This is a genomic window from Salinicola socius, from assembly GCF_001937195.1.
Classification (GTDB): Bacteria; Pseudomonadota; Gammaproteobacteria; order Pseudomonadales; family Halomonadaceae; genus Salinicola; species Salinicola socius.
In genome coordinates, this window is record NZ_MSDO01000002.1 from 233406 (window position 1) to 257483 (window position 24078).

A 24078-nucleotide genomic window follows, 5' to 3' on the forward strand; every position below is an offset into this window, starting at 1 on the left:
TTCCGGGAGCCATCATGGCCAGTCAGAAACGGATCATCGAGGCGCTGATGCAGCGTCATGGCCGAACCTTCGCCAGTGAGCTGGGCGTCGATCTGGGCAGGAACACGCCGTCACCGCTGTTCCGGCTGCTCTGCTACTCGCTGTTGACAAGTGCGCCGATCAGTGCCGACCTGGCGATGCGCGGTGCCAGGGCGATGGCCAGGGCCGGCTGGACGACGCCGCGGAAACTGGCAGCGAGCGACTGGGCGGCGCGAGCGCGAGTGCTCAACGAGTCCGGCTACGCGCGCGTCGACGAAAAGACGGCGACCCAGTTGGCGGACATGAATGGCGCGTTGCTGGAGACCTACGGCGGCGATCTACGCAAGCTGCGTGAAGCGGCGGAGGGCAGCCCCAAGGCGTTGCGAAAGCGGCTCAAGGCGTTCAAGGGCATCGGTGGCACCGGCGCCGATATCTTTCTGCGCGAGATCCAGCTGGTGTGGGACGAATGCTACCCCTATGCCGACAAGGCGGCACTTTCGGCCGCCGAGAAACTGGGGCTCAAGGCCGATGCCGCCAAGCTCGCCAACAAGGTCTCCCGCGAGGATTACCCCCGGCTGATGGCCGCGCTGGTGCGTTGCAAATTGGCCAAGGACTCCCGAGAGGTGCTGAAAGCGGCCTCGGAGTGATTCTCTACCACCGGCGCTGCGAGTCGTTCAGCCATTGGCTCGCCGGTCCGATGCCATCGGTGCACCAGGGCTCGCTCAACCGGGTAATGAAGAACCGGGTCTGGTTGCCGAATGCCCGACTCAACCGCGAGCGCAGAAACTCGATCGGGTCGGTCGACTCGATCAGCCAGGTCGTGCGAAACAGCGGAATGGATTCGAACCGTCTCAGCATCGACTCCAGCCGGTGACAGTCCATTCTTCCCAATGGCTTGTCGAAGGTCAGGCAGTAGATACCCATGGCATGCTCCTTGCTGCCGAATTAGCCAGATCCCGTTCAGGGTAGCCCGTCCGGGGATCGATTGTCCTTGTCGCGGATGAAATCGCCAACTCCCCGCTGAAGGCCGCAGGGCGATGCGGCTCAGGACTCGGTAGGATCCGCCGCTGCGGCCTCGTCGTCCGCCCTGGGCAGAATCAGGTTGAGAATGATCGAAGCCAGTGCGCCGGGGATCAGGCCCGACTCCAGCAGTACGCCGATCTGTTGCGGTGCACCCTGGTAGAGCCCGCTCTGGGCCGGCAGGCCGATCGCCAGGGCCAGGGATATGCCGACGATCAGCATGTTGCGCTTGTTGAAGGCAGCGTGGGAGAGCATTTTCACTCCGGCGCTGGCGATCATGCCGAACATGATGATTACCGCTCCGCCCAGTACGGCGGCCGGGATCGCCGATACCAGCGCGCCCAGTTTGGGAAACAGGCCCGCCAGGACGAGAACCCCGCCGCCGATGGCGACGACGAAGCGGCTGGCGACACCGGTGAGGGCGACCAGACCCACGTTCTGACTGAAGCTGATCTGCGGGAAGGCGCCGAAGAGTGCCGCGAAGCTGCTGGAAAGACCGTCCGCCATCACGCCACCGGACAGTTCGCGCCTGGTGGCCTCGCGCTCGGCACCGCCGATCGCCGTTCCCGAGATGTCGCCGATCGATTCGGCGCAGGTAACCACCGACATCAGTGTGATCGCCACAATCGCCGCCGGATCGAAGGAAAGGCCGATCTCGAACGGTATCGGAAGCTGGAACCAGTCGGCTTCGGCGACGGGGGCGAAGTCGAGCAGCCCCATCGGGGCCGCCGCCACGCAGCCGACCAGGATGCCAATCAGTACGGCCGCCTCGGAGAGAAAGCCGCGGCAGAACTGGTGAAACGCGACGGTAACGGCGAACACCAGCGTTGCCAGCAACAGATGATGCGGTGCCCCGAAGTCCTCGGCTCCGATGCCGCCGCCGACGTAGGCGAAACCCACCGGCAGCAGCAGGATACCGATCAGCAGTACGAAGGTGCCGGAGACCACCGGCGGGAAGAAGACGCTCAGGCGTTTGTAGCAGAGCCCTACCACGGCCATGGCCAGGCCGCCGATCAGTGCGCCGCCAAAGACCGCCGGCAGGCCCTGGGCGGCGGCGATCGGAATCATCACCGGAACGAATCCGAAACTGGTACCCATGACGATCGGCAGGCGCGCGCCCAGCGGCCCGATGACCAGCGTCTGGACCAGCGTGGCGATCCCCGCCACGAACATCGCCATCTGCACCAGAAACACCGTATCCGTGCCGGAAAGGCCCGCTGCACCGGCAATGATCAGCGGCACCGCGGCATTGCTGACGAACATTGCCAGCACGTGTTGTATACCCAGAGGAATGGCCTTTCGCAGCGGCGGGAGATAGTCGACGTCTCGTAGGCGATCACTGCCGGCACCGGCGTGTCGACGTTTGCCCAACCGGCGAGGCGCCGAGGTCTTGTCCTGGTTCATCGCATACTCCGCGGTCTATTGTTGTTGGCTCTTCTTGGAGAACGACTCTAGAGCTTTTTTGTGTACAAAAAAACCGCTGCCCCTCAACTCGGCGACAGCAACGGTTTCAGGGGGCGTGGTCGCCCGGCCACCAGCGCGCCAGGGCAGACTCCGCCTGACGCTTGACGTCTTCATCGATGTAGATCGATACCGCCACCAGCGCGGCGGCCAGTACGCTGGCATCGTCGGTATAACCGACACCAGCGATGAAATCGGGAATCGCATCCAGCGGCGAGATGAAATAGCCGAGCGCCCCGATGATGGTCGACTTGGCCCACAACGGGACATCGGGACGCTTCAACACGAAGTAGAGCTGCAGCGCCTTCAACGTCACCTCACGGCCGGCGCGTTTGCCGAAGCGGATCATCTTTCGCCAGAAACGCTCGTCGCTGTAGATGTCGTGATGCGAACTCACGTCCTGGGGGCCGACGGTCTGTTTACCCCCGGTCTGTGTATCGAGATTTTGTGTCTCGACGGCATGTGTCGGCAGCCGAATGGTGTCGTCGTGCACGATATCGCCCGGGGATTCGGGCGTTCGCCCGCGAAAAAGTCGGTCACGGTTAAACAGAGGCATGATGGTGATCCGTCGTGGCAGGCAATGGCCACAGTCTAGTTAGCACGGCGGGGACAGCACAACGATCCCCCGGAAAGCGTCGATCAGGCCTGGCCGTGTGAAATCGGCGTTCGTCGACCGGCGTCGGCCATGAATGGAACCGCGAGGACATGCTAATGTGGAAAATGACGTCGACTGTCGACAACTTGCAAACAGTCGGCTCGAATCGATAGAGACCCATAACAAGGATAATCGCATGACCATTGCATCGACCGGTATGCCCCCGATACAGGCCGCCATCGATGGCGAACGCCTCTGGCAGACATTGATGGATCTGGCCGTGATCGGCGCAACGCCCAAGGGTGGCTGTAATCGCCAGGCGCTGACCGATCTCGATCGAGAAGGGCGCGAGCTTTTGATCCGCTGGTGCAAAGCGGAGGGGCTGGCCGTGCGCTTCGATGCCATCGGCAATGTTTTCGCGCGTCGCAATGGCAGCAACGCCGCCGCCGACCCGATCGTCATCGGCAGCCATATCGACACACAGCCCACCGGGGGCAAGTACGACGGTTGTTTCGGCGTGTTGGCGGCACTGGAGGTCATTCGAACGCTCAACGCGAACGGCATCGAAACCGAACGGCCGATCGAACTGGTTTCCTGGACCAACGAGGAGGGCTGCCGCTTTGCCCCCTGCATGATGGGTTCCGGTGTGTTTTCCGGCCAGCTTACCCTGGAAGATGCACTGTCGCGCACCGACGTCAATGGCGTCACGGCGGGCGCGGCGCTCGAGGCGATCGGCTATGTGGGGGACGACGCCGATCGCCCCGGCCGGTTCGCCGCCTATCTCGAAGCGCATATCGAGCAGGGGCCGATTCTCGAAGACACCGGCGACACCATTGGCGTGGTCACCGGGGCGCTGGGATTGAAGTGGTTCGATGTCACCGTGACCGGCATGGCGGCCCACTCCGGCTCGACGCCGATGCATCTGCGTCAGGATGCGCTGCTGGGCGCGACCCGGGTGGTCGAAGCGGTCAACCGGATCGCGCTGGCGCATCAGCCCGACGGCCGCGGGACGGTAGGAGCGTTCCAGCTGCTGCCCAATTCACGCAACGTGATTCCCGGCCAGGTGATGCTGAGCGTCGACTTCCGGCACAGCCAGGCCGAGGTGCTGGATACGATCGTCGCTGAATTTCGCCAGACCCTGGACGCCATCGCCCGCGAGACCGGACTTTCCATCGAGATCGCAACCACCGCCGATTATCCGCCGCAGCATTTCGACGCTGACTGCATCGCCGCGGTGCGCCAGGGAGCCCGGGCCAACGGTTACGCGCATCGGGATATCGTCAGCGGCGCTGGCCACGACGCCGTGTTCATCGGCGATATCGCGCCGACAGCGATGATCTTCATTCCCTGTGAAAAGGGGATCAGTCACAACGAGAGCGAATACGCCACCCCGGAAGATGTCACCGCCGGTGCCAATGTATTGCTGCATGCGACGCTGAGCCTGGCTGGAGTGGCCCGATGAGCAGACGGGATAACGACGTGAGCGATATAGCGACCACTGCCATGGCCGATCTCACCGCCCTCGAAGCGCTGGCGCTGTTCGAGCGGGGCGAGCTCTAGCCGGTGGAATTGACCCAGGACTGCCTGGCACGAATCGAGCGCCACAATCCCAGCGTCAATGCGCTCTGTCACGTCGACCACGACGGCGCACTGGCGGCGGCGCGAGCCTCGGAAACCCGCTGGCAGCGCGGCGAACCTGTCGGTCCGCTGGATGGCGTGCCCAGTACGATCAAGGACCTGACGCTCACCGTCGGCATGCCGACTCGAAAGGGCTCGACGACGACGTCGCCGGATGGCCCCTGGGAAATCGATGCGCCTTTCACGGCGCGGATGCGCGAGGCCGGTGCCGTGCTGCTGGGCAAGACCACCACGCCGGAGTTCGGCTGGAAAGGCGTCACCGACAACCCGCTCTACGGCATCACCCGCAATCCGTGGAATCTCGAGCTGACCGCCGGCGGCTCGTCCGGCGGCGCCGGCGCCGCCGCGGCGCTCAACCTGGGCATGCTGCATCAGGGCAGCGATGCCGGCGGCTCGATTCGGATTCCGTGTGCCTTCACCGGCACTTTCGGCATCAAGCCGACCTTCGGCTGGATACCGCAGTGGCCGGCCAGCGCCATGACGACCCTGTCGCACCTGGGGCCGATGACGCGCACCGCCGCCGATAGCGCGCTGATGCTCTCGGTGATTGCCCAGCCGGATGCGAGGGATGGCTACGCCGGCCCGAGCTGTCCGCTCGACTGGCTGGCCGCCGCGCCGACCCGCCTCGACGGCATGCGAATCGCCTACAGTCGTGACCTGGGCTACGTCTCGGTGACACCGGATATCCTGGGTGCAGTGGATGCCGCCGTCGAACGACTGACGGCGTTGGGGGCGGAAGTGATCGACGTCGATCCGGGGTTCAGCTCGCCCAAGGCGACTTTCGATACGCTCTGGCACGCCGGTGCCTCGCGGCTGCTGGATGGTTTGAGCGACGCGCAGATCGACGCGCTCGACCCCGGCCTGCGTGCCATCGCCAAGCATGGCAAGACGCTGTCGCTGACGGACTATCTGATCGCTCGCGAGGCGCGCGCGGCATTGATCGCACAGATGGCCGAATTCCACCGCGAATTCGATCTGCTAGTGACGCCGACGCTGCCATTGTCGGCCTTTGCCGCCGGTCATGAAGTGCCTCCCGGCAGCGACTATGTCGACTGGGTGGACTGGACCCCGTTCAGCTACCCCTTCAATCTCACCCAGCAACCCGCCGCCTCGTTGCCCTGCGGCATGGACGAGGCTGGCTTGCCGGTTGGCCTGCATCTGGTGGGGCCGCGCTATCGTGACGATATCGTCATGATCGTGGCCCGGTTGCTGGAGACGCAACTGCCCAGGCTGGTGCCGCCGATGGCGATGGCGTGACCCGGAAGGCATGGTCGTCAGCCGCCCCGAGCCTCGCCCGGCGTCTTGCCGGTGGCGCGTTTGAAGGCGCGGCTGAAGGCAGCCTGGGAGCCGTAGCCCAGACGCCAGGCGATCTGGTCGATGGAGAGCTGCCGCTCGGTGATCCACTGCGTGGCCAGGCGCATGCGTAGTTGGGTGACGTAGCCGAGCGGCGAGACGCCCAGCGAGCCGCGGAAGCGTTCGGCGAACACCGAGCGGGAGCAGCCCATCTCCGCCGCCATCGCAGCGACCGTCCAGTCGCGTCCGGGCTCGCGGTGGACGGCGGCGATGACCTTGCCCAGGCGCGGGTCGCGCAGTGCCTCGATCCAGCCGTCGATATCGGCGCAGTCGCACTCGACCCAGCCGCGCACGATGCTGGCAGCCACCACGTCGGCCAGCCGGGACAGAATGCCGGCGGCGCCGGCCCGTTCGAGACTCGCTTCGCGCACCATCGCCTCCAGCATCGGCAGCATCTCCGGGTAGCGGGAGAGCAGCGTGCCCACGTGCATCACCGCCGGCATCAGCGTCATCAGCGGCTGCATCCCGCCCAGATCGAACTGCATGCAGCCGCTGAACAGGCGCACCGGCGGCACCCCGTCGGGGATGTCGACACATTCGTCGACGCAGCTGAAATCATTGCACAACGGCAATGAATCGATCTGCTCGATGTCGCGACTCTGTACCTCCGGCGAGGAGAGCAGGCAGTGCTGCCCGCCCCGGGGCAGCAGAACGGCATCACCGGACGCCAGGATCTGTTCGTCGTCGCCGAGCCGCAGCAGAACGGGCCCCTGGGCGACGAAGTGAAACTGCGCGCAGCTGGCATCGGTATCGAAGCGAATGCCGAAGGGCGGTGCCATCTGGACGCGGCGATAGCTGAGCCCGGAAAGACGCATGCCGAGGAGCAGTTCGTTGATCCACTCGCTGGAGCTGGTTTCAGCGCCTTGGGTGGCTTCAATTTCGGACTTTTGATCAAACATGTCGGAGTTTTAGTGATAGAAGATCCTGGGATACTACTTTAGTCTACGCGCTATCCCAAGTCTTGATCGGAAATCTCGAAATGACGACACAAGAAACTTCACCCCCGACGCACGATTCGCCAACGCCGTCACGCTGGGTGGCCGTGTTCTCGCTGACGATGGGCGTGTTCAGCCTGGTGATGGCCGAATTCCTGCCGGCGAGTTTGCTGACGCCGATGGCGGATTCGCTCATGATCAGTGAAGGTCAGGCCGGACAGGCCGTCACGGTGACAGCCGTGGTGGCGCTGCTCTCCGGCTTGCTGGTGACCGCCGTCACGCAGCGACTCGATCGCCGCCACGTGCTGCTGGCGTTCTCCGTGCTGATGATCGCCGCCAATCTGGTGGTTGCCTTCGCACCGCACATGGGTTGGCTGCTGGTCGGACGGGTGCTGCTCGGCGTGGCGCTGGGCGGGTTCTGGGCGCTCTCCGCGGCCACCGTCATGCGGCTGGTGTCGGAGCACGACGTGCCGCGGGCGCTGTCGCTGCTGTTCACCGGCGTTCCCATCGCTACCATCAGCGCCGCCGCGCTGGGCAGCTACCTTGGCGACATGATCGGCTGGCGCAACGTCTTCCTGCTGGCGACTGCGCTCTCGGTAGTCACTCTGGTCATGCAGTATGTCACCCTGCCGCGAATGGAACCCGGACGGCCGACACCGCTGGGGACGCTGGTGAGCGTAATGAAGCGACCGGGCATGGCGGTCGGCATCGTCGCCATCCTGCTGGTGTTCTGCGGCCACTTCGCCTTTTTCACTTACGTTCGACCGTTTCTCGAAGGCGTGTCGCGGATGGGCATCAACGAGCTCTCATCGACGCTGCTGGCATTCGGCGTGGCCAACTTCGTCGGCACCCTGGCTGCGGGTTATCTGCTCGAGCGCAGCCTGCGCCTGACGCTGCTGCTGATGCCGCTGGTCATGGGGGTGCTGGGCTGGTTGCTGGCCACGCTGGGCGGCTTCTCGATGGGCACCGATGCCGTCATGGTCGCGCTGTGGGGCTTCGCTTTCGGGGCAGTGCCGGTCGCCTGGTCGACCTGGATCACCCGCGTCGTGCCAGATGAAGCCGAAAGCGGCGGCGGCCTCATCGTTGCTTCGATCCAGCTGGCGATCGCACTGGGCGCTGCCGTCGGCGGGGTGATGTTCGACATCAGCGGCGTTCTGGGTGTCTGCGCGACAGCCGGCACGCTGCTGCTGGCCGCTGCCGCGCTGGTACTGGTCGGCGTGAGAACGCGACCGGCCGCAATGGCCGATGACGACACCGCGGTAACGGGTATCAGTCAAGCGACTTCGTGCCGGTGAGGCGATCACTTCCGTGGAAAAGCGATCGCTTCAGGTCAGAAGGAACGGTCCGCCAACCGGCCGAGCAGGGCGGCGGGGGAGCAGGTAGTGAAGGTTGCTTGTCGGTCGGGGATGATGGTCTGCTATAAGGAACATCATCCCAAGACCATCGAAAGGAACCGACGATGAGTATCGATCCCCAGGCAGGACGCTTGCCCGACGAAAAAAGCCTCGCCAACATTCCGCGCCTGGTGTCGCGCTATTACAGCGAACGCCCGGATGCCAGCGACCCCGGCCAGCAGGTCGCCTTCGGCACCTCGGGCCATCGCGGCTCGTCGTTGAAGACGAGCTTCAACGAGTGGCACATTCTGGCGACGACCCAGGCGATCTGTGAATACCGCCAGGCCCAGGGGATCGAAGGACCGCTGTTCATCGGCATGGATACCCACGCGCTGTCCGAGCCGGCGTTCGTCTCCGCGCTGGAAGTGCTGGCGGCAAACGGGGTCGAGACCCGTATCGACGTCGGCTGCGAGGAAACCGGCGGTGATGTTGGCTACACGCCGACGCCGGCGATCTCCAACGCGATTCTGGTCTACAACCAGGGCAGGACCCAAGGTCTGGCCGACGGCATCGTGATCACCCCGTCCCACAATCCCCCCACGGACGGCGGCTTCAAGTACAACCCGACCAACGGCGGCCCGGCCGATACCAGCGTCACCAAGTGGATTCAGGAGCGCGCCAATGAACTGCTCGCTGCCGGGCTCCAGGGCGTTCGGCGGGTCAGTTACGCCGAGGCATTGAAAGCCCCGACGACCCAGCGTTTCGACTACATCGACAGCTATGTCGGCGGGTTGGACAAGGTCATCGACATTGCCGCAATCCGCGATTCCGGGCTCAAGTTCGGCGTCGATCCGCTGGGCGGGGCCGGCGTTCACTACTGGCCTCGGATCGCCGAAAAGTACGATCTGCCGCTGGAAGTGATCTCCACCACGGTCGATCCGACCTTCCGTTTCATGCGCGTCGATTGGGACGGCAAGATCCGCATGGACTGCTCATCGCCCTACGCCATGGCAGGGCTGATCGAGAACAAGGATCGCTTCGACGTCTCGTTCGCCTGCGACACCGATCACGATCGCCACGGCATCGTCGCCCGTTCCACCGGATTGCTGAATCCCAACCATTATCTCGCCGTCGCCATCGAATATCTCTTCACCCATCGTCCCCATTGGGGCGACAAGGCCGCCATCGGCAAGACACTGGTCTCGTCGTCGATGATCGATTATGTCGCCGAAGGTCTGGGGCGAGACGTGGTCGAAGTGCCGGTGGGCTTCAAGTGGTTCGTCGATGGCTTGATTGAGGGTAGCCTCGGCTTCGGTGGCGAGGAGTCCGCCGGGGCGTCGTTTCTGACTCTCGAAGGCAAACCGTGGTCCACCGACAAGGACGGCATCATTCTCGGCCTGCTGGCCGCCGAGATCACCGCTGTCACCGGCAAGGATCCGGGGGAGCGCTACCAGGCACTCACCGAGCGCTTCGGCGCGCCGGTCTACGAGCGCGTGGATGCGCCGGCCAACCGCGAGCAGAAGGCCAGGCTCGGCAAGCTCTCGCCGGAGCAGGTCACTGCCGATACGCTGGCGGGCCATCCGATCACCCGCAAACTGACCGAAGCGCCCGGCAACGGCGCCGCCATCGGGGGGCTGAAGGTGGTCACCGACGCCGGCTGGTTCGCCGCGCGCCCCTCCGGCACCGAAGACGTCTACAAGATCTACGCCGAGAGCTTCGAAGGCGAAGCGCATCTCAAGCGTATTCAGCAAGAGGCCAAGGCGCTGGTCGACGAAGTGCTGGCGGGCTAGGCGGCGAACCGTATGTCGGCGCGCAGCAAAGAGCGCTGGCGGCAACGCCTGCGAGAGATGGCCAGCTATCGGGAGGTGCTGTTGCGCTTCCCGGTGGTCATCGCTTGGCTTATGGCCGCGACGTTCGTCGCCAACCTGTTGATCGAAGAGATCGGTCCGGCGGATGCCACGTGGCGAGTGCTGGTGGGCCTTGCGTGTGCCGCGGCCGCCGCGCTGTCGGCCACGCTGGGTTTCGAGGCCGTGACGCGCCGGCGCGAGGTGATCGGGCCGCGGGGGCGCCAGCTCGCGGCGGCGATCGCCGGGGCATGCGGGTTCTGCCTGGTCTGGTTTCAGGACGCGTTGCACACCTCGACGTGGCTGCTGGCGTTCGCGCTTGTCGCGCTGATTCCGGTCGCTCCCTACCTGGCGGGAGGCAGCGGGGAAGCGTTTCGAGGGTTGCTGGGTCGCCTGACCTTCGCCTTGCTGCTCTCCGCCATTGGCTGGAGTCTGCTCGGGGGCGGTATCTCGCTGGTTCTCGTCAGTCTGAACCTGCTGTTCGGGCTCGAGGTGCCGTTCGAGCTTTACGCGCACCTGGCGGCGATGACGGCGCTGCTGTTAGCCCCCCTGTTCTGGTTGGCATTGATACCTCGGAGATTCGATCTCGCCGCTGACTGCCGTCTCGATACGCTGTCGGCCAGAGCGGTCAGCGTGCTCGGCGAGTGGGTCGCCGCGCCGCTGATTCTCGTCTACGCCGTGATCCTGCATGTCTATGCCGCGAAATGTCTGCTGGTTGGTGCGCTCCCCAGCGGTCAGAGCGGCTGGCTTGTCTCCGGGTTCGGTATCTGTCTGGTGACTGTGCTGGTGATCTGCCGGCCGTTCATGCGCGAGACGCGGGTGCTAACGGGTGCTTTCCTGCGCTACTGGCCGTGGTTGTTGCCGGTGCCGCTGCTGTTGCTGACCATGGCGGTGACACTGCGTATCGGAGCCTACGGCGTGACACCGGAGCGCTATCTGCTGGCGGCGCTGGCGCTGGTGCTGGCGATCATCGCGGCGTTGCAGAGTTTTCCGCGTTGGCGAGGCGATATTCGGCCGATGGCCGCGATTCCCGTGCTGGCAATGCTGCTGGCGAGCTTCGGCCCGCAGGGTGCCGAGTGGACATCGATTCGCAGCCAGAGCGAGCGCTTTCTGGCGATCGTCGAGCAGCCCGCGAGAAATCCGCAGCAGGCCGGCGAAGCCCTGGCGGCGCTGGGTTATCTTCGGAATGTCGATGCGCTGGCGCGGGCGGCACCGGCCGGGGCCAAATTATCGAACGACACGTCATCGAACGGCACGTCGTCGAGCGAGGAGGCGCCGAGCCTGGAAACGGTGGCGCGAGCCTGGGGGCTCGAGCCGTCGACGGTCGGGGGTGCCGGCAGCGGATCCCCCTACTTCTCCCGCGTCTATTCAGGCGCTGCGGGGATCGCGCTGGAGGGCTTCGATCTGCTGCTGAGCGGCGTCGATGTGTCCGCAGGGCGTGTCGCCGAGGTGCCCTTGCCATCGGGGCAGGTGCTGCGCTTGCAGTTGGAGGGGAGAGCGTTGCGGATCTCTTCGGCGAACACGACATCGCGTTTCGATCTGCCTCCCGAGGTGACCGCGATATCGAGCGGCCCTGACAGCGAGCCAGAGTTGATCACGCTGCGCCAGGACGGTGTGCGGCTGGGGCTGGTGCTGGAAACGGTCAGCGGTTCCCACAACCCCGAGCCGACGCTGGATCATCTCTCCGCCACGATACTGGTGAACGCGAAGGAGTGGCGCTGATCCACGTTGTCGATCGACGATGTTCGAATCAACGCCGCCGAATCAACGCTGCTGGATCAACGCTACCGGGTCAGCGCCGCGCGGCCAGTTCACAGAAGAAGTCGATGTACTGGGTATGGCCCAACGGGAAAATGACATCCAGTGTCAGGGGATCCTCGGCGTCGCTGATCCCCTCGAGCGCCGGCCAGACTTCGGGGCTCGAATCCTCGCCGTGTCGCGCCAGCCGTTCGGCATCGACGCCGGCGCGGCGAACCTCGCCACCGCTGCTGTCGACATAGAGCACCCGATTGCCGCTGTCGAAAGCGTCTCCCAACTGTTGAACCAGGGTCAGGAAGCCGCGGTCGCTGCCACCGCGCAGGCGCTGTGATCCGCTCTCTGTCTTGTCGGTGTAGGACGTCACGGTGTCGCCGACGCCGACGATGCGGGGCATCACCGCGGGATCGAAACGATCGCGAGCCAGTGCCAGCAGCGCAGCGTGATCGCGAGGCGCCTGCCGGGCGTTGAAGCCTTCGCCCAGCGGATAGCGGCCGGTATGGCGGTGGTAATAGCGATTGAGAATGACCAGCACGCCGACTTCCTTGACCGCACCTCGCAGCATCAGCTGAAAGTCGGTGGTGCCGGCCGTCCCTTCACCGCTGCTGCCATCGCTTTCTCGCAGGCGTTCGTTGCCGTGCTCGTCCTGACCGGCATTGGGGGCGTAATGCACGAAAAAGGCGTCATCGAGATCGGCCTGACGGGCGGCGTCCAGGCGCTCGCGCATGAAGCCGGCAACGGCGTTCTGTAGCGTGCGATAGGTCGCGGGATCATTTTGCCAGTGACGGTAGAAGCCATTGAGGTTGAGCGTCGGCGACGCCAGGTTGTCGAGCACGGCGGCGGCGATCAGGTCCCGTCGCACGTCGACCGGCAAGTCGTAAGGGGGGCGGGACAGCAGCGACTCGAGAAACGCTTCGGCCTGATCGGGAAACGCTTTGAGGAACGCCAGTTCCGCATCGCTGACACCCGGATGGCTGACGCTGCCGAAGCGGTCCTGCCACTGCACGCCGCCGGCCGCCAGACCGGGCAGATAACGACCCTGCTCGGCGGCACGATCGGGCGTCTCGAACAGCGTCTCGACGATGCCGTTCACGCCACGCGAGCCGATGTGCTCACCGTTGGTCAGCACATAGAAGTGACCATCGAACTGACGCGCGGCATCGAGATAGCGGCGCTCCAGGCGCCGGGTCAGCGGATCACCGACCAGGCCCATGCAGACGCCATCGAGGTCCTGAATGATGAGCAGGTTGTCGGTAGCCGCCAGTTCGTCCAGCAGGGCGGCGTGGTCGAGCGAGAAGGGGCGAGTCAGGGGCATGAGTAGGCGTCTTGATCGGAGGCGATGGGAAGTGGATCGAGAACCGGGATTCGCCACCAGTATAACGAGTGTCATCGCGAGGAATAGCGTCGGTTTGCCCCACCGGCAAGCCGCGACTAGGCTTCTACCAAGCGCCCTGGCTGCAGGACGTGATGGAAGCTGCAGGACGCTCACGCCCGGATGGCGTGATGACAGCCCCGACGAGGGAGAATCCCTGGAAAGGGCAACATTAGCAGGAGGCAACGATGTCCAGTCCCGAACACAAGCAGAAAATCTGGAAGCTGATCGAGAAGATCAAGGTCGGCATGTTGGTCACGCTCGACGATGGCGTTCCCCGCTCCCGCCCCATGCACCTGGTGCAGGATGCCTACGACGGCACGCTCTGGTTCTATACGCGTCGTAGCGCCGAGAAGTCGTTCGAAGCGAAGCAGGATCAGGATGTCTGTCTCACGTTTTCGGATCACGACGATGGCATCTACGTATCCATGTCGGGCACGGCGCGACTCAACGACGACCCCGGGCTGATCGAGAAATACTGGAATCCGTTCGTGGCCGCCTGGTTTACCGGTGGCAAGGAAGATCCAGACATCACCATGATGGAGATCGATATCGATTTCGGTGAGCACTGGCAGTCGCGGGAGAGCAAGACCTTCCAGCTCTACGAATTCGCCAAGGCCAACATCAAGAAGGATCACAAGCCGGATATCGGTGAAAACGAGAAGTTCGGGCACTGACCTGTGTCTTCTCGTTCCACCCGCCGTCGGCTTGTCTAGTATCGGCGTCTATGTCTACCCGGTGCTGCCAACGTCGAAGCGACGTTGGCAGCATTTGCACGTCTGATCATTGACAGTGATGTACCAAGTCTGGATAAAGAGTCCTCACAAGTCACATAGCGACCCCCCATGTTTCTGTTGACGGCATTCGTCGTTCTCTCGATCGGTTTTTCCTTCATCTGTTCGGTGCTGGAAGCCGCGCTGCTCTCGCTGACACCGAGCTATATCGCGCAGCTCAAGGACACCCGTCCCCAGCTTCACGACAGGCTCAACAAGCTCAAGTCCAATATCGATCGTCCGCTGGCGGCGATCCTGACGCTCAATACCATCGCGCACACCGTGGGCGCCACCGGTGTCGGGGCGCAGGTCGCGGTGGTGTTCGGCGATGCCCACGTGGCGATCGCCTCGGCACTGATGACGTTCGGTATTCTGGTGTTCTCTGAAATCATCCCCAAGACCATCGGCGCCAGCCACTGGCGTACGTTGGCACCACTGTTGCCGCGAATTCTGCGCTTCATGGTCTGGGTGCTGCTGCCGTTCATCTGGCTCTCGGAGATGATCACCAACCGCATCGCCAAGAACGAACAGGACGTCGACATGCGTGGCGAAATCAAGGCGCTGGCGCGAATCGGTCTGGAAGAGAAAGCGCTGGATGCCGACGAAACGCGCACCATCACCAATATTCTCAACCTGCATGAGATCCCGGTGAAGAGCGTGATGACGCCGCGCACCGTGTGCGAAACGGTGACGCCCGACATGACCGTGGCCGAGTTCGATCAGCGCTATGGCAAGACCCAGTTCACTCGCTTTCCGATCATGGACGGCGCCGAGGATGCGCTAGGTTATATCCACAAGTCGGATACCTACCACGCCGAAGACGAGCAGACGCTCAAGGCGCTGATGCATCCGGTCGCGATCGTCGATGAAGCCGATAGCGTCGAGCATGTCTTTGCCGCCATGCTCAAGGATCACAATCACCTGCGAGTGGTCTACGACGATCATGGCAACTGGGTGGGCTTGATCACCATGGAAGACGTGATCGAAACGATCCTGGGGCAGGACATCGTCGACGAGACCGACAACGTGCACAACCTGAGAAAGTACGCCAAGCAGCGTTGGCTGAAGCGTATCAAACGCGGCGAATCCGTCCAGCCGCCGCCGGGCTGATGCCGGCGGCAGCGTCCTCATGGCGGGGCAAGTTCTGTCATGGCAGGACACCTTCTTTCTTTCATGGCAGGGCAAGCTCCCGGTCGCGGGGCAATCAGATGACCTTCTTGCGCAGCCAGGCGGCCAGCGCTTCGCCCAGGATGACCAACGCGATGATCGCCAGCAGAATGGTCGCCACGGTCTGCCAGGCGAGCGTATCGATGGCGCCCTGCAGGATCACGCCGATTCCGCCGGCGCCGACCAGACCCAGCACGGTCGACTCGCGCAGGTTGATGTCCCAGCGCAGCACGCTGACCGCGAAGAAGGTCGGAATGACCTGCGGCACGATCGCGTAGAGCACCACCTTGGCGCGCGAGGCGCCGGTCGCTTCCAGCGCTTCCACCGGGCGGCGGTCGATCTCCTCGATCGCTTCGCCCAGCAGCTTGCCCAGAAAGCCGATCGAGCGAAACATGATCGCGATGATCCCCGCCAGCACGCCGGGGCCGAAGATCGCCACGAACAGCAGCGCCCAGATCAGCGTATTGACCGAGCGGCTCGAGACCAGGATGAAACGCCCCAGCCACAGGGTGAAACGGTTGGGCGTGGTGTTCTGGGCCGCGATATAGGCGATCGGCAGCGACACGAAAACGGCGACGAACGTGGCGATCGTGGCGATATTGAGCGTCTCGACCAGGGCCCACAGGATGGCCTGTAGATTGCTCACATCCGGCGGCACCATGCGTCCGAACAGATCGCCGACCTGGGCCGGGGCATCCCACACCCACGGCCAGATGATATCGATGCTCTCCACTGCCCATACCACGGCAGCGGCAACCACCAGCATCGTGGCAAAGCGCTTCCAGCGTTGCTGCGGGGTGTAGCGGGCCCAGGTGCGCTCGGCAACGGTCGTGGTCGTCTGTAGGGTCATCCGATGTTCCTCCTGATTCGACCACTGACCGCTTCGCTGACCAGAATCACCCCGATGATGACCAGCGTGATCGCCAGGGCGAAATCGTAATCGTAACGGCCGAAAGCGTTCATCAGCGTGGAGCCGATGCCGCCGGCACCGACGATGCCGACGACTGCCGAGGCGCGCAGGTTGCTGTCGAGCTGATAGATGCCGAGGCCGATCTGGCGCGGCATGATCTGCGGCAGCACGGCGAACTGCAGCACACCGATATAGCGTGTGCCGCTGGCACGAAGCGCTTCCACCTGACCCCAGTCGATCTCCTCGATCCGCTCGGCCAGCATCTTGGCGACGAAGCCGATCGAGTAGAGCGTCAGCGTCAGAATGCCGGCGACCGGGCCGAACCCGACGGCCTTGACGAACAGGATCGCCACGATCACCGGATGGAAGCTGCGGGCGAGGATGATGATCGCTCGTCCGATCAGGTAGATCGGTTTGGCGGCAATGTTGCGGGCCGCCATGAACGCGATGGGCACGCTCAGCGCAAGGCCCAGCAGCGTTGCCAGGATGGCGATCTGCAGGCTCTCGAGAAAGCCGTCGATCAACAGCTCGTAACGATCGAAGTTGGGTGGAAAGGCGCCGGAGAAGATGCGAGCGGCGCGAGTCATGCCCTGGCTGATCCGATCGAGATCGAACGGCAGGATCGAGATCGCCCAGATGGCATAGATTGCCACGCCGACGACCAGCCCCCAGCGCAGCAGCGGGTTGGCGATGAAAGGCGGCTTGCGCCAGTGGCGGCGCGATGACGGGACGCCCCGTTCGGCGCTCCCGCTCATGACACGACCGCCTGCGCCTGCGCCGGGCCAACATCGGCTTGTTGGCGCTCTTCGCCCGGCGTGCCGCTGTAGACGGCATCCATCGCTTCCTGGTCCAGATCGGCCGGGGCGCCATCGAAGATCAGTTTTCCGAAGCGCATGCCGACGATGCGCTGGGTGTATTCACGCGCCTCGGCCACGTTATGAATATTGATCAGCACCGGTAGCGACAGCTCCTGAGACAGGTTCTGCAGCAGCTCCATGATCTGGCGCGAACTGACCGGGTCCAGCGATGCGGTGGGTTCGTCGGCCAGCAGGATCTCGGGCTGCTGCATCAGTGCCCGCACCACGCCGACGCGCTGACGTTCGCCGCCGGAGAGCGCATCGGCGCGTTTGTTGGCGTAGTGGGCGATACCGACCCGCTCCATCAAGTGATAGGCACGTTCGATATCTTCAGCTGGATACTTGCGCAGCGCCGCGCGCCAGTAAGGGATGTAGCCCAACCGCCCGCATTGGACGTTTTCCATGACCGTCAGACGATCGACCAGATTGAAGCCCTGGAAGATCATCCCGATCCGCCGGCGGGCCTTGCGAAGCTCTTCTCGTTTCAGCGTGGTCAGTTCAAGGCCGTTGAGCTCGATGCTGCCTTCGCTGGGTTCGACCAGACGGTTGATGCAGCGCAGCAGGGTGCTCTTGCCAGCCCCCGAGGCACCGATGATCGAGACTACCGATTCGCCGGCCACGTCGAGGTTGAGACCGCGCAGCACCGGCTCGCCATGGCCGTAACGCTTGACCAGATTCTGAATGCGCAGCATGGGAGATCCTCTTTTGACGGCGCCATCGACCCTGATGTCAGACGGCGCCATCGGGCGGTTCGGCAGGGTTATTCGACGTTTTCCTGGGAGTAGACGATGCCGTTGGCATCCTGAATGTCGCGAATCACTTCCCAGTCCTTCTGGTAGGTGACCGGCACGAACTTGGTCACGCCGTCGAACTCCTCACCCAGTTCAGTCCCCTTCATGTCAAAGCTGAAGAAGGCTTCCTTGATCTTGTCGATCAACTCCGGCTTGAGGTTGTTGGCGTAGGTGTAAGAGGTGGTGGGGAAGCGCTTGGATTCGAACACGATCTTGACCTCCTCCGGATCGTAAAGACCGCGCTCGGCCATGCGATCGACCACTTCGGAAGCGACCGGCGCTGCATCATAATCGCCGGCCACCACGCCGAGCATCGACTGGTCGTGAGAGCCCGAGTAGACCACCTCGTAATCCTCGTCCGGAGTGATGCCCTGCTTGGGGAACAGTGCGCGAGGCGCCAGATTGCCGGAGTTGGACGTGGGCGAGGTGTGCGCGACGCGCTTGCCCTTGAGATCGCTCAGCTCGTCGATGCCGCTATCCTTGCGGGTGTAGACCTGCAGGGTGTAGCCGAACTCGCCATCGTCGCTGCCCATGATCGCGAACGGTACCGCACCGGCCAGGTTGACCGCGAACGGCGTCGGCCCGGTGGAGAAGCCCGCAACCTGGATGCGGCCGCTACGCATCGCCTCGATTTCCGCCGCGTTGGACTGCACGGCGTAGAAGCGAACGTCCTTGCCGGTCACGTCGCGCAGGTGCTCGATGAACGGTTCCCAGATATCGGCGTAGATCGCCGGATCCTCGACCGGGGTGTAGGCGAAGACCAGCGGATCGGGATCGATCAGTTGGGATTCGTCGCTCGGTGCATCGGCGACCAGGTCGCCGTCGGCATCGCAGTACATGGGTGCCAGATCCCCTCGCTGCGGGCACTCATCCGCGGCCTGTGCCGCGAAGGCAATGCCGCAGCCGAGCGTCAGCGTGGTCAAAAGCGAGAGAGGGAGGCGGAGCGAACGGGACTTGGATCGTTTGAGGCGTCGTAGCATGGCGTGTCTCCTGAGGCGGAGGTTGTTATAAGCGACATCGAACGTGCGTGTCGTCTGTCTGGTCAAGCCGCGTTCGCTGTCATGGTTTTGTCACAGTGTGCGCAAAATCCGCCAAGAAGCGCATTCGACCTTCGCTAATGACTGCATTTCATGTTCGTTTCCGAGCAGCAAATCTAAAATTGACCTTATTGTTATGATATAACATAATTTACGGGGCTCGGCTGAAGCCATTGCCGCCATCAGAGTCCGAGTCGACGCAAACACGTCAGTGTCAGCAGTCCTGGTGGCTGATCTACCGTTACCTTTGGCCTCGAGAAAAATCATGAATCCATTACCCGTTACCGTCCTGTCCGGTTTTCTTGGTGCCGGCAAGACGACGGTGTTGAATCATCTGCTCAACAATCGCGACGGCCGGCGCATCGCGGTGATCGTCAATGACATGAGCGAAATCAATATCGACGCCGCGCTGGTCGAGCGCGAGGTCGATCTCAACCGTGCCGAAGAGAAGCTGGTCGAGATGAGCAACGGCTGCATCTGCTGCACGTTGCGCGAGGATCTGTTGATCGAGGTGAGTCGGCTCGCCGACGAGGGGCGCTTCGATTATCTGGTGATCGAGTCCACCGGCATCTCCGAACCGCTGCCGGTGGCCGAGACGTTCACCTTCGAAGACGAGCAGGGGCGAAGTCTGTCCCAGGTCGCCCGACTGGACACCCTGGTCACCGTGGTCGACGGGGCCAACTTCCTCTCGCAATACCATGAGGCCAAGTCGCTGGCGGAAGCCGGTGAGAGTCTGGGCGACGAGGACGAGCGCAATGTCGCCGACCTGCTGGTGGATCAGATCGAATTCTGCGACGTGCTGCTGATCTCCAAGTCCGACCTGATCGAAGCGCGCGCCCTGGGCGAACTCGAGGCGGTGCTGAAAAGCCTCAACCCCGACGCCGAGATCATCGCCATTCAGAACGGACAGGTGCCGCTGGAGAGGGTGCTGAATACCGGCCGGTTCAGCTTCGACAAGGCGCAACAGGCGCCAGGCTGGCTCAAGGAAATGCGCGGTGAGCACGTGCCGGAAACCGAGGAGTACGGAATCTCCAGCTTCAGCTTCGAGGCGCGTCGGCCGTTTCATCCGCAGCGTTTTCACGCCGTGCTGCACGGCGACTGGGGCCACGGCAAGCTGCTGCGCTCGAAAGGGTTCTTCTGGCTCGCCAGCCGGCCGCAGTTCGCCGGCCAGTGGAGCCAGGCCGGTGGCATCGCCCACCATGGCTTTGCCGGCCTGTTCTGGCGGGCGGTGCCGGAATCGCGCTGGCCGCAGGATCCCGAGTATCGCGCGTCGATCCTGGAAAAGTGGCAGGAGCCGTTCGGCGATATGCGCCAGGAACTGGTCTTCATCGGCCAGGGCCTGGATGCCGTCGGGATTCGGCAACGGCTCGAGGCGTGCCTGCTAAGCGACGACGAACTGGCTCGCGGCAAGGACTACTGGGTGACGTTGCCGGACCCGTTCCCCGAGTGGGGCGATGCCGCCTGAGCCTATCGCGGCCGACTCGCGGTTGCCGCTTCGCTATGGTCTGGTCTCCACCGGAGCTTCCCCGGCCACTTGGCTGGGGTTTTTTATGGTGTATCCACGTCACTGATGGCGGAATGGCGAGAGAGGGCGCCAAGATCGAAAAACGGCCCCTTCAAGGGCATGAAGGAGCCGTCGATGTCATGCCGACGAGTGAGATCAAAAAGCGCCGGGGCGGGGCTTGAATGTCCGCGTGATCGCATCCCAGAGTCCCACGGCCTCGGCATCGGTCAGCGAGGCTTTGTCAATCGCAGGGTGATCTTCACCGTGAGCAAACTGACCGTTGCGCAGCGAAATATCAACATAGGGGGTGCCGGGTGAGCCTATCCGGCTATTGGCCTCGAGATTGAAATAATTGCCTTTGACGTTTTCGTCAGTCGTGCCTGCACTGAGCCATTCTTCCGCCTGATCTATACCATTGAGATCCACTTCACCTTTTCTCAAAACTGAGAAATTTTGATCATTGGCTAATGCCCGTTCAGCCTGATCGGTACGATCCAACAAAGTGTCTTCTTCAGCAATGGTGCTATCCGTGTAGAAATGAATGTAGATATCCCGATTTTTGTTATCTGAAAATCTCATTCCAATCTGTTCCTTGCGTGTCGGTACCGCAGCGCCGGGAATCGCCTGATCGGAGCCTCCGGCCAGGAAACCGTGTTCGAAACACATGCCAGGACGTTCGGGAATCTCCCCCGACTTCCGGGGCGACAGGTGGTTCAACAAGTATTCGACCTGTTTAAGACGTTCGGATTTATTGCTTTCAAGGTAGGCCCGATGCTTGCTGTTCTTTTCATCGCTGAGGTCGATGGCATTGGTTTCGACACTGAACATGGTCAGCCCCACAAATCGATAACCCTCTAGGGTTCTAGCAGAATCATAAGTGCCTTGGCTTTCGTTACGATCGAAAATGACGATGTCATCATGACGAATAACATTCTTTAGGAATGGCGCGTCTCGTGCGTCAACAGGATGTTCTTGTAATGCTTTCTGACGTTTCTCGATAAACCGCTCGAACATCTGCCGGCTATTGGGTGTGGCACTGATTTTGGCGTCATTGACGGTCAGGCTGCTGAAGCTCAGCTTCAGTTGCGACGGCATATCGACCTGAAAGCGGCCAATGCAAATCGGGGCTTGCGTTTCGGTATAGGCCTCGACGGTCTGGCGTTCCTGGTCGTTCATCTCGGGGACTCCCTGTTCCGGTGCGCCACAGGCCGTGGTCAGCAGTAATAGCCCGCTCATGAGCGGTGCTCGCAATCGCGTGATCATCCGTGATGTCCTGACTGTCTTCATTCCCATTGTTCGGCGATCTCGAGCAGCGAGGCCAGCGTGAACCAGCGTGCGGCCTCCTGGTTGTAGGCTGGCTCGTGCTCGGTAGCGACGGCCAGGCTCTCACGGGCCTGAGCCGTGCCCGTGCTGCCCGAGCGCACGGGAACGGTTCCATCGCCCGGCTCATCCGCGTCGCTGATGGTGTATTGGTAAAATCGCGGGCGATCTCGTGAATCGCGCTCGGTGATCATCCGGCGTTCGCCATATTGATCCATCATTCTTGCGCCCATCAGGGTGTCGGAGCCGTAGCTGGCCTCTCGTCCGTGCCAGGTGACGGTGCCATAGCTGGGATGGGCATCGCTATCTGAATAAAACAGATAGGTATTGGTATGAAATTTTCCCTGAGTGTCAGCATGGAACTTTGCTACATCATGGGAGACCAGTTTAGCGTAAGACTCCCATGCTTCATGCAATTCCCGTTGCCGGTCAGGCGCGCCCAACCCCAGCTCCGGCATGGCCAGGGTCTCATCCATCATGCCCCACCAGTGGTCGCGCTCGAGATAGATGTCCGTGTAAGGGTCGTTAGCCGTCGGCAGCGTCAAGGTTGACTCGCCAGGTTTTTCGATACGCAGCCAGCCGTTGCCATACTCCGGTGTCGGCACCAGCTGCAGCGGCCCCGGGGCCTGCGCCAGCACGGCGGTCATCTCCCGTGACGAGGCTCCCAACACTTGGCTGGTGGCCCACGATGATGGACTGAACGCCTGGCTTTCGGTGCCGGATTTCATCCGCCGGTAGAACACCGCCGCGCCCGTGGTGGGCATGACGCCATGGACGATGCCCAGCAGGTTGGCGTTACCCCCGGAAACCTCCGAATAGTACCGCGCGACCAAGCCACCCATGGAGTGGGTGATGAGAATGGCTTGCCTACACGTCATGCGTGCCTGGCGATAGCCCGCGATGATCTCATCGACTCGTTGAGCCAGTTCGGCCGCCGAATCCGAATTGGACTGCAACCAGTTATAGCCGCAGGCATGGACCGGAAAGTTGAAGCGCCCCAAGGTCTGGGCGTTGCGTTTGGCTCGCGCCTGGGCTTGTTCCTCGCTCAGGCCTCGGGTCCCGATATAGTGGCGAGTCAGGTTGCTCTCGAGCGTGCTGAACGCGCTGCTGGCTTCGATATTGAGCTGGTTTTCGAGCCACACCAGAAAGTCGCCGTAGGACATGTTCGCCACTTCGCCCCAGCCGCGCTCTCGAAGTAGCTCATCCGTCGGAATCGTGTCTCCGCTGACGCGGTCGATATAGCGACGAGCAATATCCTGTGGGACGTGGCCTTCGGGGTCGACTTCTGTGTCGGAGGGATTGAGGATGCTCTTGCGTTGCTCCGCATCCTTGAAAATCCAATTGGCCAGTGAAGCGCTATCGTCGACGAGCCAGCCTTCTCCCTGGCTAGTATTTTTCAGATTACTCCCCATCACCCCCGGCACGAAAACGATGGGGATCACGCCTTCATGCACGATCACCGGGGTGACATGGTTTTCCGCACTGGGCCGCATGAAGCTGGTGGCCATATCGAAGATGTCGTAGATATCGTACTGGCTCATGCCGACTGTCCCCGGAAGTGAATGGTCATGCCTTCGACGAATTCGCTTTTCTGAACCTGGGTGTCGCCCTGGGCATCCGTCGTACCGGTATGGATGACCTTGCCATCGCGGAGCAACTCGAAGGGCACATTCGGGAGAGGCGTTCCATCGGGGCGCGTGGCTTTGTACGTTTCCTGATAGGCGGTGGTCGGGAAGTCATTGAAGGTGTGCGACATGCTGGTCGGCCCCCCAAAACTCTTCGTCGCGCCCTTGACGGTGACCTTGCCCGGCGCATGCAGCTCGATATTGCCGCCCTTGATACGCACGTAGGCGCCGCCGCTGACCAGCAGAATCTCCTCGGCGGCGGCGAAGTCGATCTTGTCTTCCGTGGAGGTGACGCCGAGATCCCGCCGCGCGGTGGCTTCCAGATTGTCCGACTGCGCCTGGATCTCCACCTTGCCCCGGGCCGCGAACAACTTGATCCCGGCTTTCTGCACGAACAGCGACAGCTTCTCGGAGATCGAGGCGACCAGGCTCTTGCCGGTGGCGATATTGACGTCCTCGCCGCTGGAGACACTCAGCGAGCGGCCCTGGGCGAGATGGGTCGATTCCGGGGTACTCAGGGTGATGCCGGCGGGCGAGGCCATGTGCAGCCAGGGGGCTTTCATGCGTGCCGCTTCGCCCCGGCCGCCGCTGTCGGTGGCGCCACTGGCGCTGTCTTGCTTGGCCTGACCTTGTGAATCGACGCGCTGCTCGCTGTTGCCGTAGCGGTCGTCGGCGTCATCCCCGGCCTGCTTGAGGTTCTGGCGGCTGTCGAGGGCGTCGGCGTTGTGGTCCTGGGCACTCTGGCTGAGGCTGTCGCTGAGGTGGTAGG

21 protein-coding genes are annotated in these 24078 nt (G+C 62.9%); 9 read left to right on the forward strand and 12 right to left on the reverse strand.

The genetic code is table 11. The features are described 5' to 3' along the window. Positions 1–14: 14 nt before the first annotated feature. Complete coding sequence (locus BTW07_RS02820; protein ID WP_075568625.1) at positions 15–665, forward strand: hypothetical protein; 651 nt, start codon at positions 15–17, stop codon at positions 663–665. 4 nt (positions 666–669) lie between these two features. Here BTW07_RS02820 and BTW07_RS02825 read toward each other — a convergent pair whose 3' ends face one another. The 3 genes from BTW07_RS02825 to BTW07_RS19555 all read right to left on the reverse strand — a co-directional run bounded on the left by BTW07_RS02825 (position 670) and on the right by BTW07_RS19555 (position 3055). Continuing rightward, the gene (locus BTW07_RS02825; protein ID WP_075568626.1) at positions 670–942 is read right to left on the reverse strand and encodes a hypothetical protein; all 273 of its coding nucleotides are present in this window, start codon (positions 940–942) and stop codon (positions 670–672) included. A 120-nt stretch (positions 943–1062) separates the two neighbouring features. Continuing rightward, positions 1063–2442, reverse strand: a complete 1380-nt coding sequence (locus BTW07_RS02830; protein ID WP_083941449.1) for a uracil-xanthine permease family protein — start codon at positions 2440–2442, stop codon at positions 1063–1065. Between the two features lie 106 nt (positions 2443–2548). Beyond that, positions 2549–3055 (reverse strand): YkvA family protein, encoded by a 507-nt coding sequence (locus BTW07_RS19555; protein WP_110661455.1) that lies wholly within the window; start codon positions 3053–3055, stop codon positions 2549–2551. Between the two features lie 235 nt (positions 3056–3290). On the opposite strand from BTW07_RS19555, the gene BTW07_RS02840 reads away from it, so the two are divergent. Together BTW07_RS02840 and BTW07_RS02845 are read left to right on the forward strand one after the other, a co-directional pair. Continuing rightward, positions 3291–4556 carry a Zn-dependent hydrolase gene (locus BTW07_RS02840; RefSeq protein WP_075568627.1) on the forward strand — a complete coding sequence of 422 codons (1266 nt, stop codon included), beginning with the start codon at positions 3291–3293 and terminating at the stop codon, positions 4554–4556. Between the two features lie 101 nt (positions 4557–4657). After that, positions 4658–5989 carry an amidase gene (locus tag BTW07_RS02845; RefSeq protein WP_244158298.1) on the forward strand — a complete coding sequence of 444 codons (1332 nt, stop codon included), beginning with the start codon at positions 4658–4660 and terminating at the stop codon, positions 5987–5989. Positions 5990–6006: 17 nt separating this feature from the next. Here BTW07_RS02845 and BTW07_RS02850 read toward each other — a convergent pair whose 3' ends face one another. After that, positions 6007–6984, reverse strand: a complete 978-nt coding sequence (locus BTW07_RS02850) for an AraC family transcriptional regulator (RefSeq protein WP_075568628.1) — start codon at positions 6982–6984, stop codon at positions 6007–6009. 80 nt (positions 6985–7064) lie between these two features. Here BTW07_RS02850 and BTW07_RS02855 point away from each other — a divergent pair, with 80 nt between their 5' ends. The 3 genes from BTW07_RS02855 to BTW07_RS02865 all read left to right on the forward strand — a co-directional run bounded on the left by BTW07_RS02855 (position 7065) and on the right by BTW07_RS02865 (position 11920). Next, entirely contained in the window at positions 7065–8315 is a 1251-nt protein-coding gene (locus tag BTW07_RS02855; protein ID WP_075568629.1) for an MFS transporter, read from the forward strand. A 164-nt stretch (positions 8316–8479) separates the two neighbouring features. After that, positions 8480–10144, forward strand: a complete 1665-nt coding sequence (gene pgm, locus BTW07_RS02860) for a phosphoglucomutase (alpha-D-glucose-1,6-bisphosphate-dependent) (RefSeq protein ID WP_075568630.1) — start codon at positions 8480–8482, stop codon at positions 10142–10144. Positions 10145–10156: 12 nt separating this feature from the next. After that, on the forward strand, positions 10157–11920 hold the full coding sequence (locus tag BTW07_RS02865; protein ID WP_075568631.1) for a DUF4153 domain-containing protein: 1764 nt from the start codon (positions 10157–10159) through the stop codon (positions 11918–11920). A 70-nt stretch (positions 11921–11990) separates the two neighbouring features. Here the strand turns inward: BTW07_RS02865 and stpA are convergent, their stop codons facing one another. Further along, positions 11991–13268: a glucosylglycerol 3-phosphatase gene (gene stpA, locus BTW07_RS02870; RefSeq protein WP_075568632.1), complete on the reverse strand. Its 1278-nt coding sequence runs from the start codon at positions 13266–13268 to the stop codon at positions 11991–11993. Positions 13269–13513: 245 nt separating this feature from the next. On the opposite strand from stpA, the gene BTW07_RS02875 reads away from it, so the two are divergent. Together BTW07_RS02875 and BTW07_RS02880 are read left to right on the forward strand one after the other, a co-directional pair. After that, complete coding sequence (locus tag BTW07_RS02875) at positions 13514–14002, forward strand: pyridoxamine 5'-phosphate oxidase family protein (protein WP_075568633.1); 489 nt, start codon at positions 13514–13516, stop codon at positions 14000–14002. Between the two features lie 168 nt (positions 14003–14170). Next, entirely contained in the window at positions 14171–15208 is a 1038-nt protein-coding gene (locus BTW07_RS02880) for a CNNM domain-containing protein (RefSeq protein ID WP_075568634.1), read from the forward strand. A 94-nt stretch (positions 15209–15302) separates the two neighbouring features. On the opposite strand, the gene phnE (BTW07_RS02885) is transcribed toward BTW07_RS02880, so the two are convergent. The 4 genes from phnE (BTW07_RS02885) to phnD all read right to left on the reverse strand — a co-directional run bounded on the left by phnE (BTW07_RS02885) (position 15303) and on the right by phnD (position 18803). Next, positions 15303–16115, reverse strand: a complete 813-nt coding sequence (gene phnE / locus BTW07_RS02885) for a phosphonate ABC transporter, permease protein PhnE (protein WP_075568635.1) — start codon at positions 16113–16115, stop codon at positions 15303–15305. Then, the gene (phnE, locus tag BTW07_RS02890; RefSeq protein WP_075568636.1) at positions 16112–16930 is read right to left on the reverse strand and encodes a phosphonate ABC transporter, permease protein PhnE; all 819 of its coding nucleotides are present in this window, start codon (positions 16928–16930) and stop codon (positions 16112–16114) included. The genes phnE (BTW07_RS02885) and phnE (BTW07_RS02890) overlap by 4 nt, the downstream gene beginning before the upstream one ends. Further along, positions 16927–17724: a phosphonate ABC transporter ATP-binding protein gene (phnC, locus tag BTW07_RS02895; RefSeq protein WP_075568637.1), complete on the reverse strand. Its 798-nt coding sequence runs from the start codon at positions 17722–17724 to the stop codon at positions 16927–16929. The genes phnE (BTW07_RS02890) and phnC overlap by 4 nt, the downstream gene beginning before the upstream one ends. 68 nt (positions 17725–17792) lie before the next feature. Then, positions 17793–18803: a phosphate/phosphite/phosphonate ABC transporter substrate-binding protein gene (phnD, locus tag BTW07_RS02900; protein ID WP_075568638.1), complete on the reverse strand. Its 1011-nt coding sequence runs from the start codon at positions 18801–18803 to the stop codon at positions 17793–17795. 322 nt (positions 18804–19125) lie between these two features. Between phnD and zigA the strand changes: the two genes are divergently transcribed. Beyond that, the gene (zigA, locus tag BTW07_RS02905) at positions 19126–20325 is read left to right on the forward strand and encodes a zinc metallochaperone GTPase ZigA (RefSeq protein WP_075568639.1); all 1200 of its coding nucleotides are present in this window, start codon (positions 19126–19128) and stop codon (positions 20323–20325) included. Between the two features lie 195 nt (positions 20326–20520). On the opposite strand, the gene BTW07_RS02910 is transcribed toward zigA, so the two are convergent. The 3 genes from BTW07_RS02910 to BTW07_RS02920 all read right to left on the reverse strand — a co-directional run. Then, positions 20521–21540: a T6SS immunity protein Tli4 family protein gene (locus BTW07_RS02910; protein ID WP_144076790.1), complete on the reverse strand. Its 1020-nt coding sequence runs from the start codon at positions 21538–21540 to the stop codon at positions 20521–20523. Between the two features lie 107 nt (positions 21541–21647). Further along, positions 21648–23192 carry an esterase/lipase family protein gene (locus BTW07_RS02915; RefSeq protein WP_144076792.1) on the reverse strand — a complete coding sequence of 515 codons (1545 nt, stop codon included), beginning with the start codon at positions 23190–23192 and terminating at the stop codon, positions 21648–21650. 29 nt (positions 23193–23221) lie between these two features. Then, positions 23222–24078: DUF2345 domain-containing protein (locus tag BTW07_RS02920; protein WP_244158299.1), on the reverse strand; the 857-nt coding region annotated here is incomplete at its 5' end.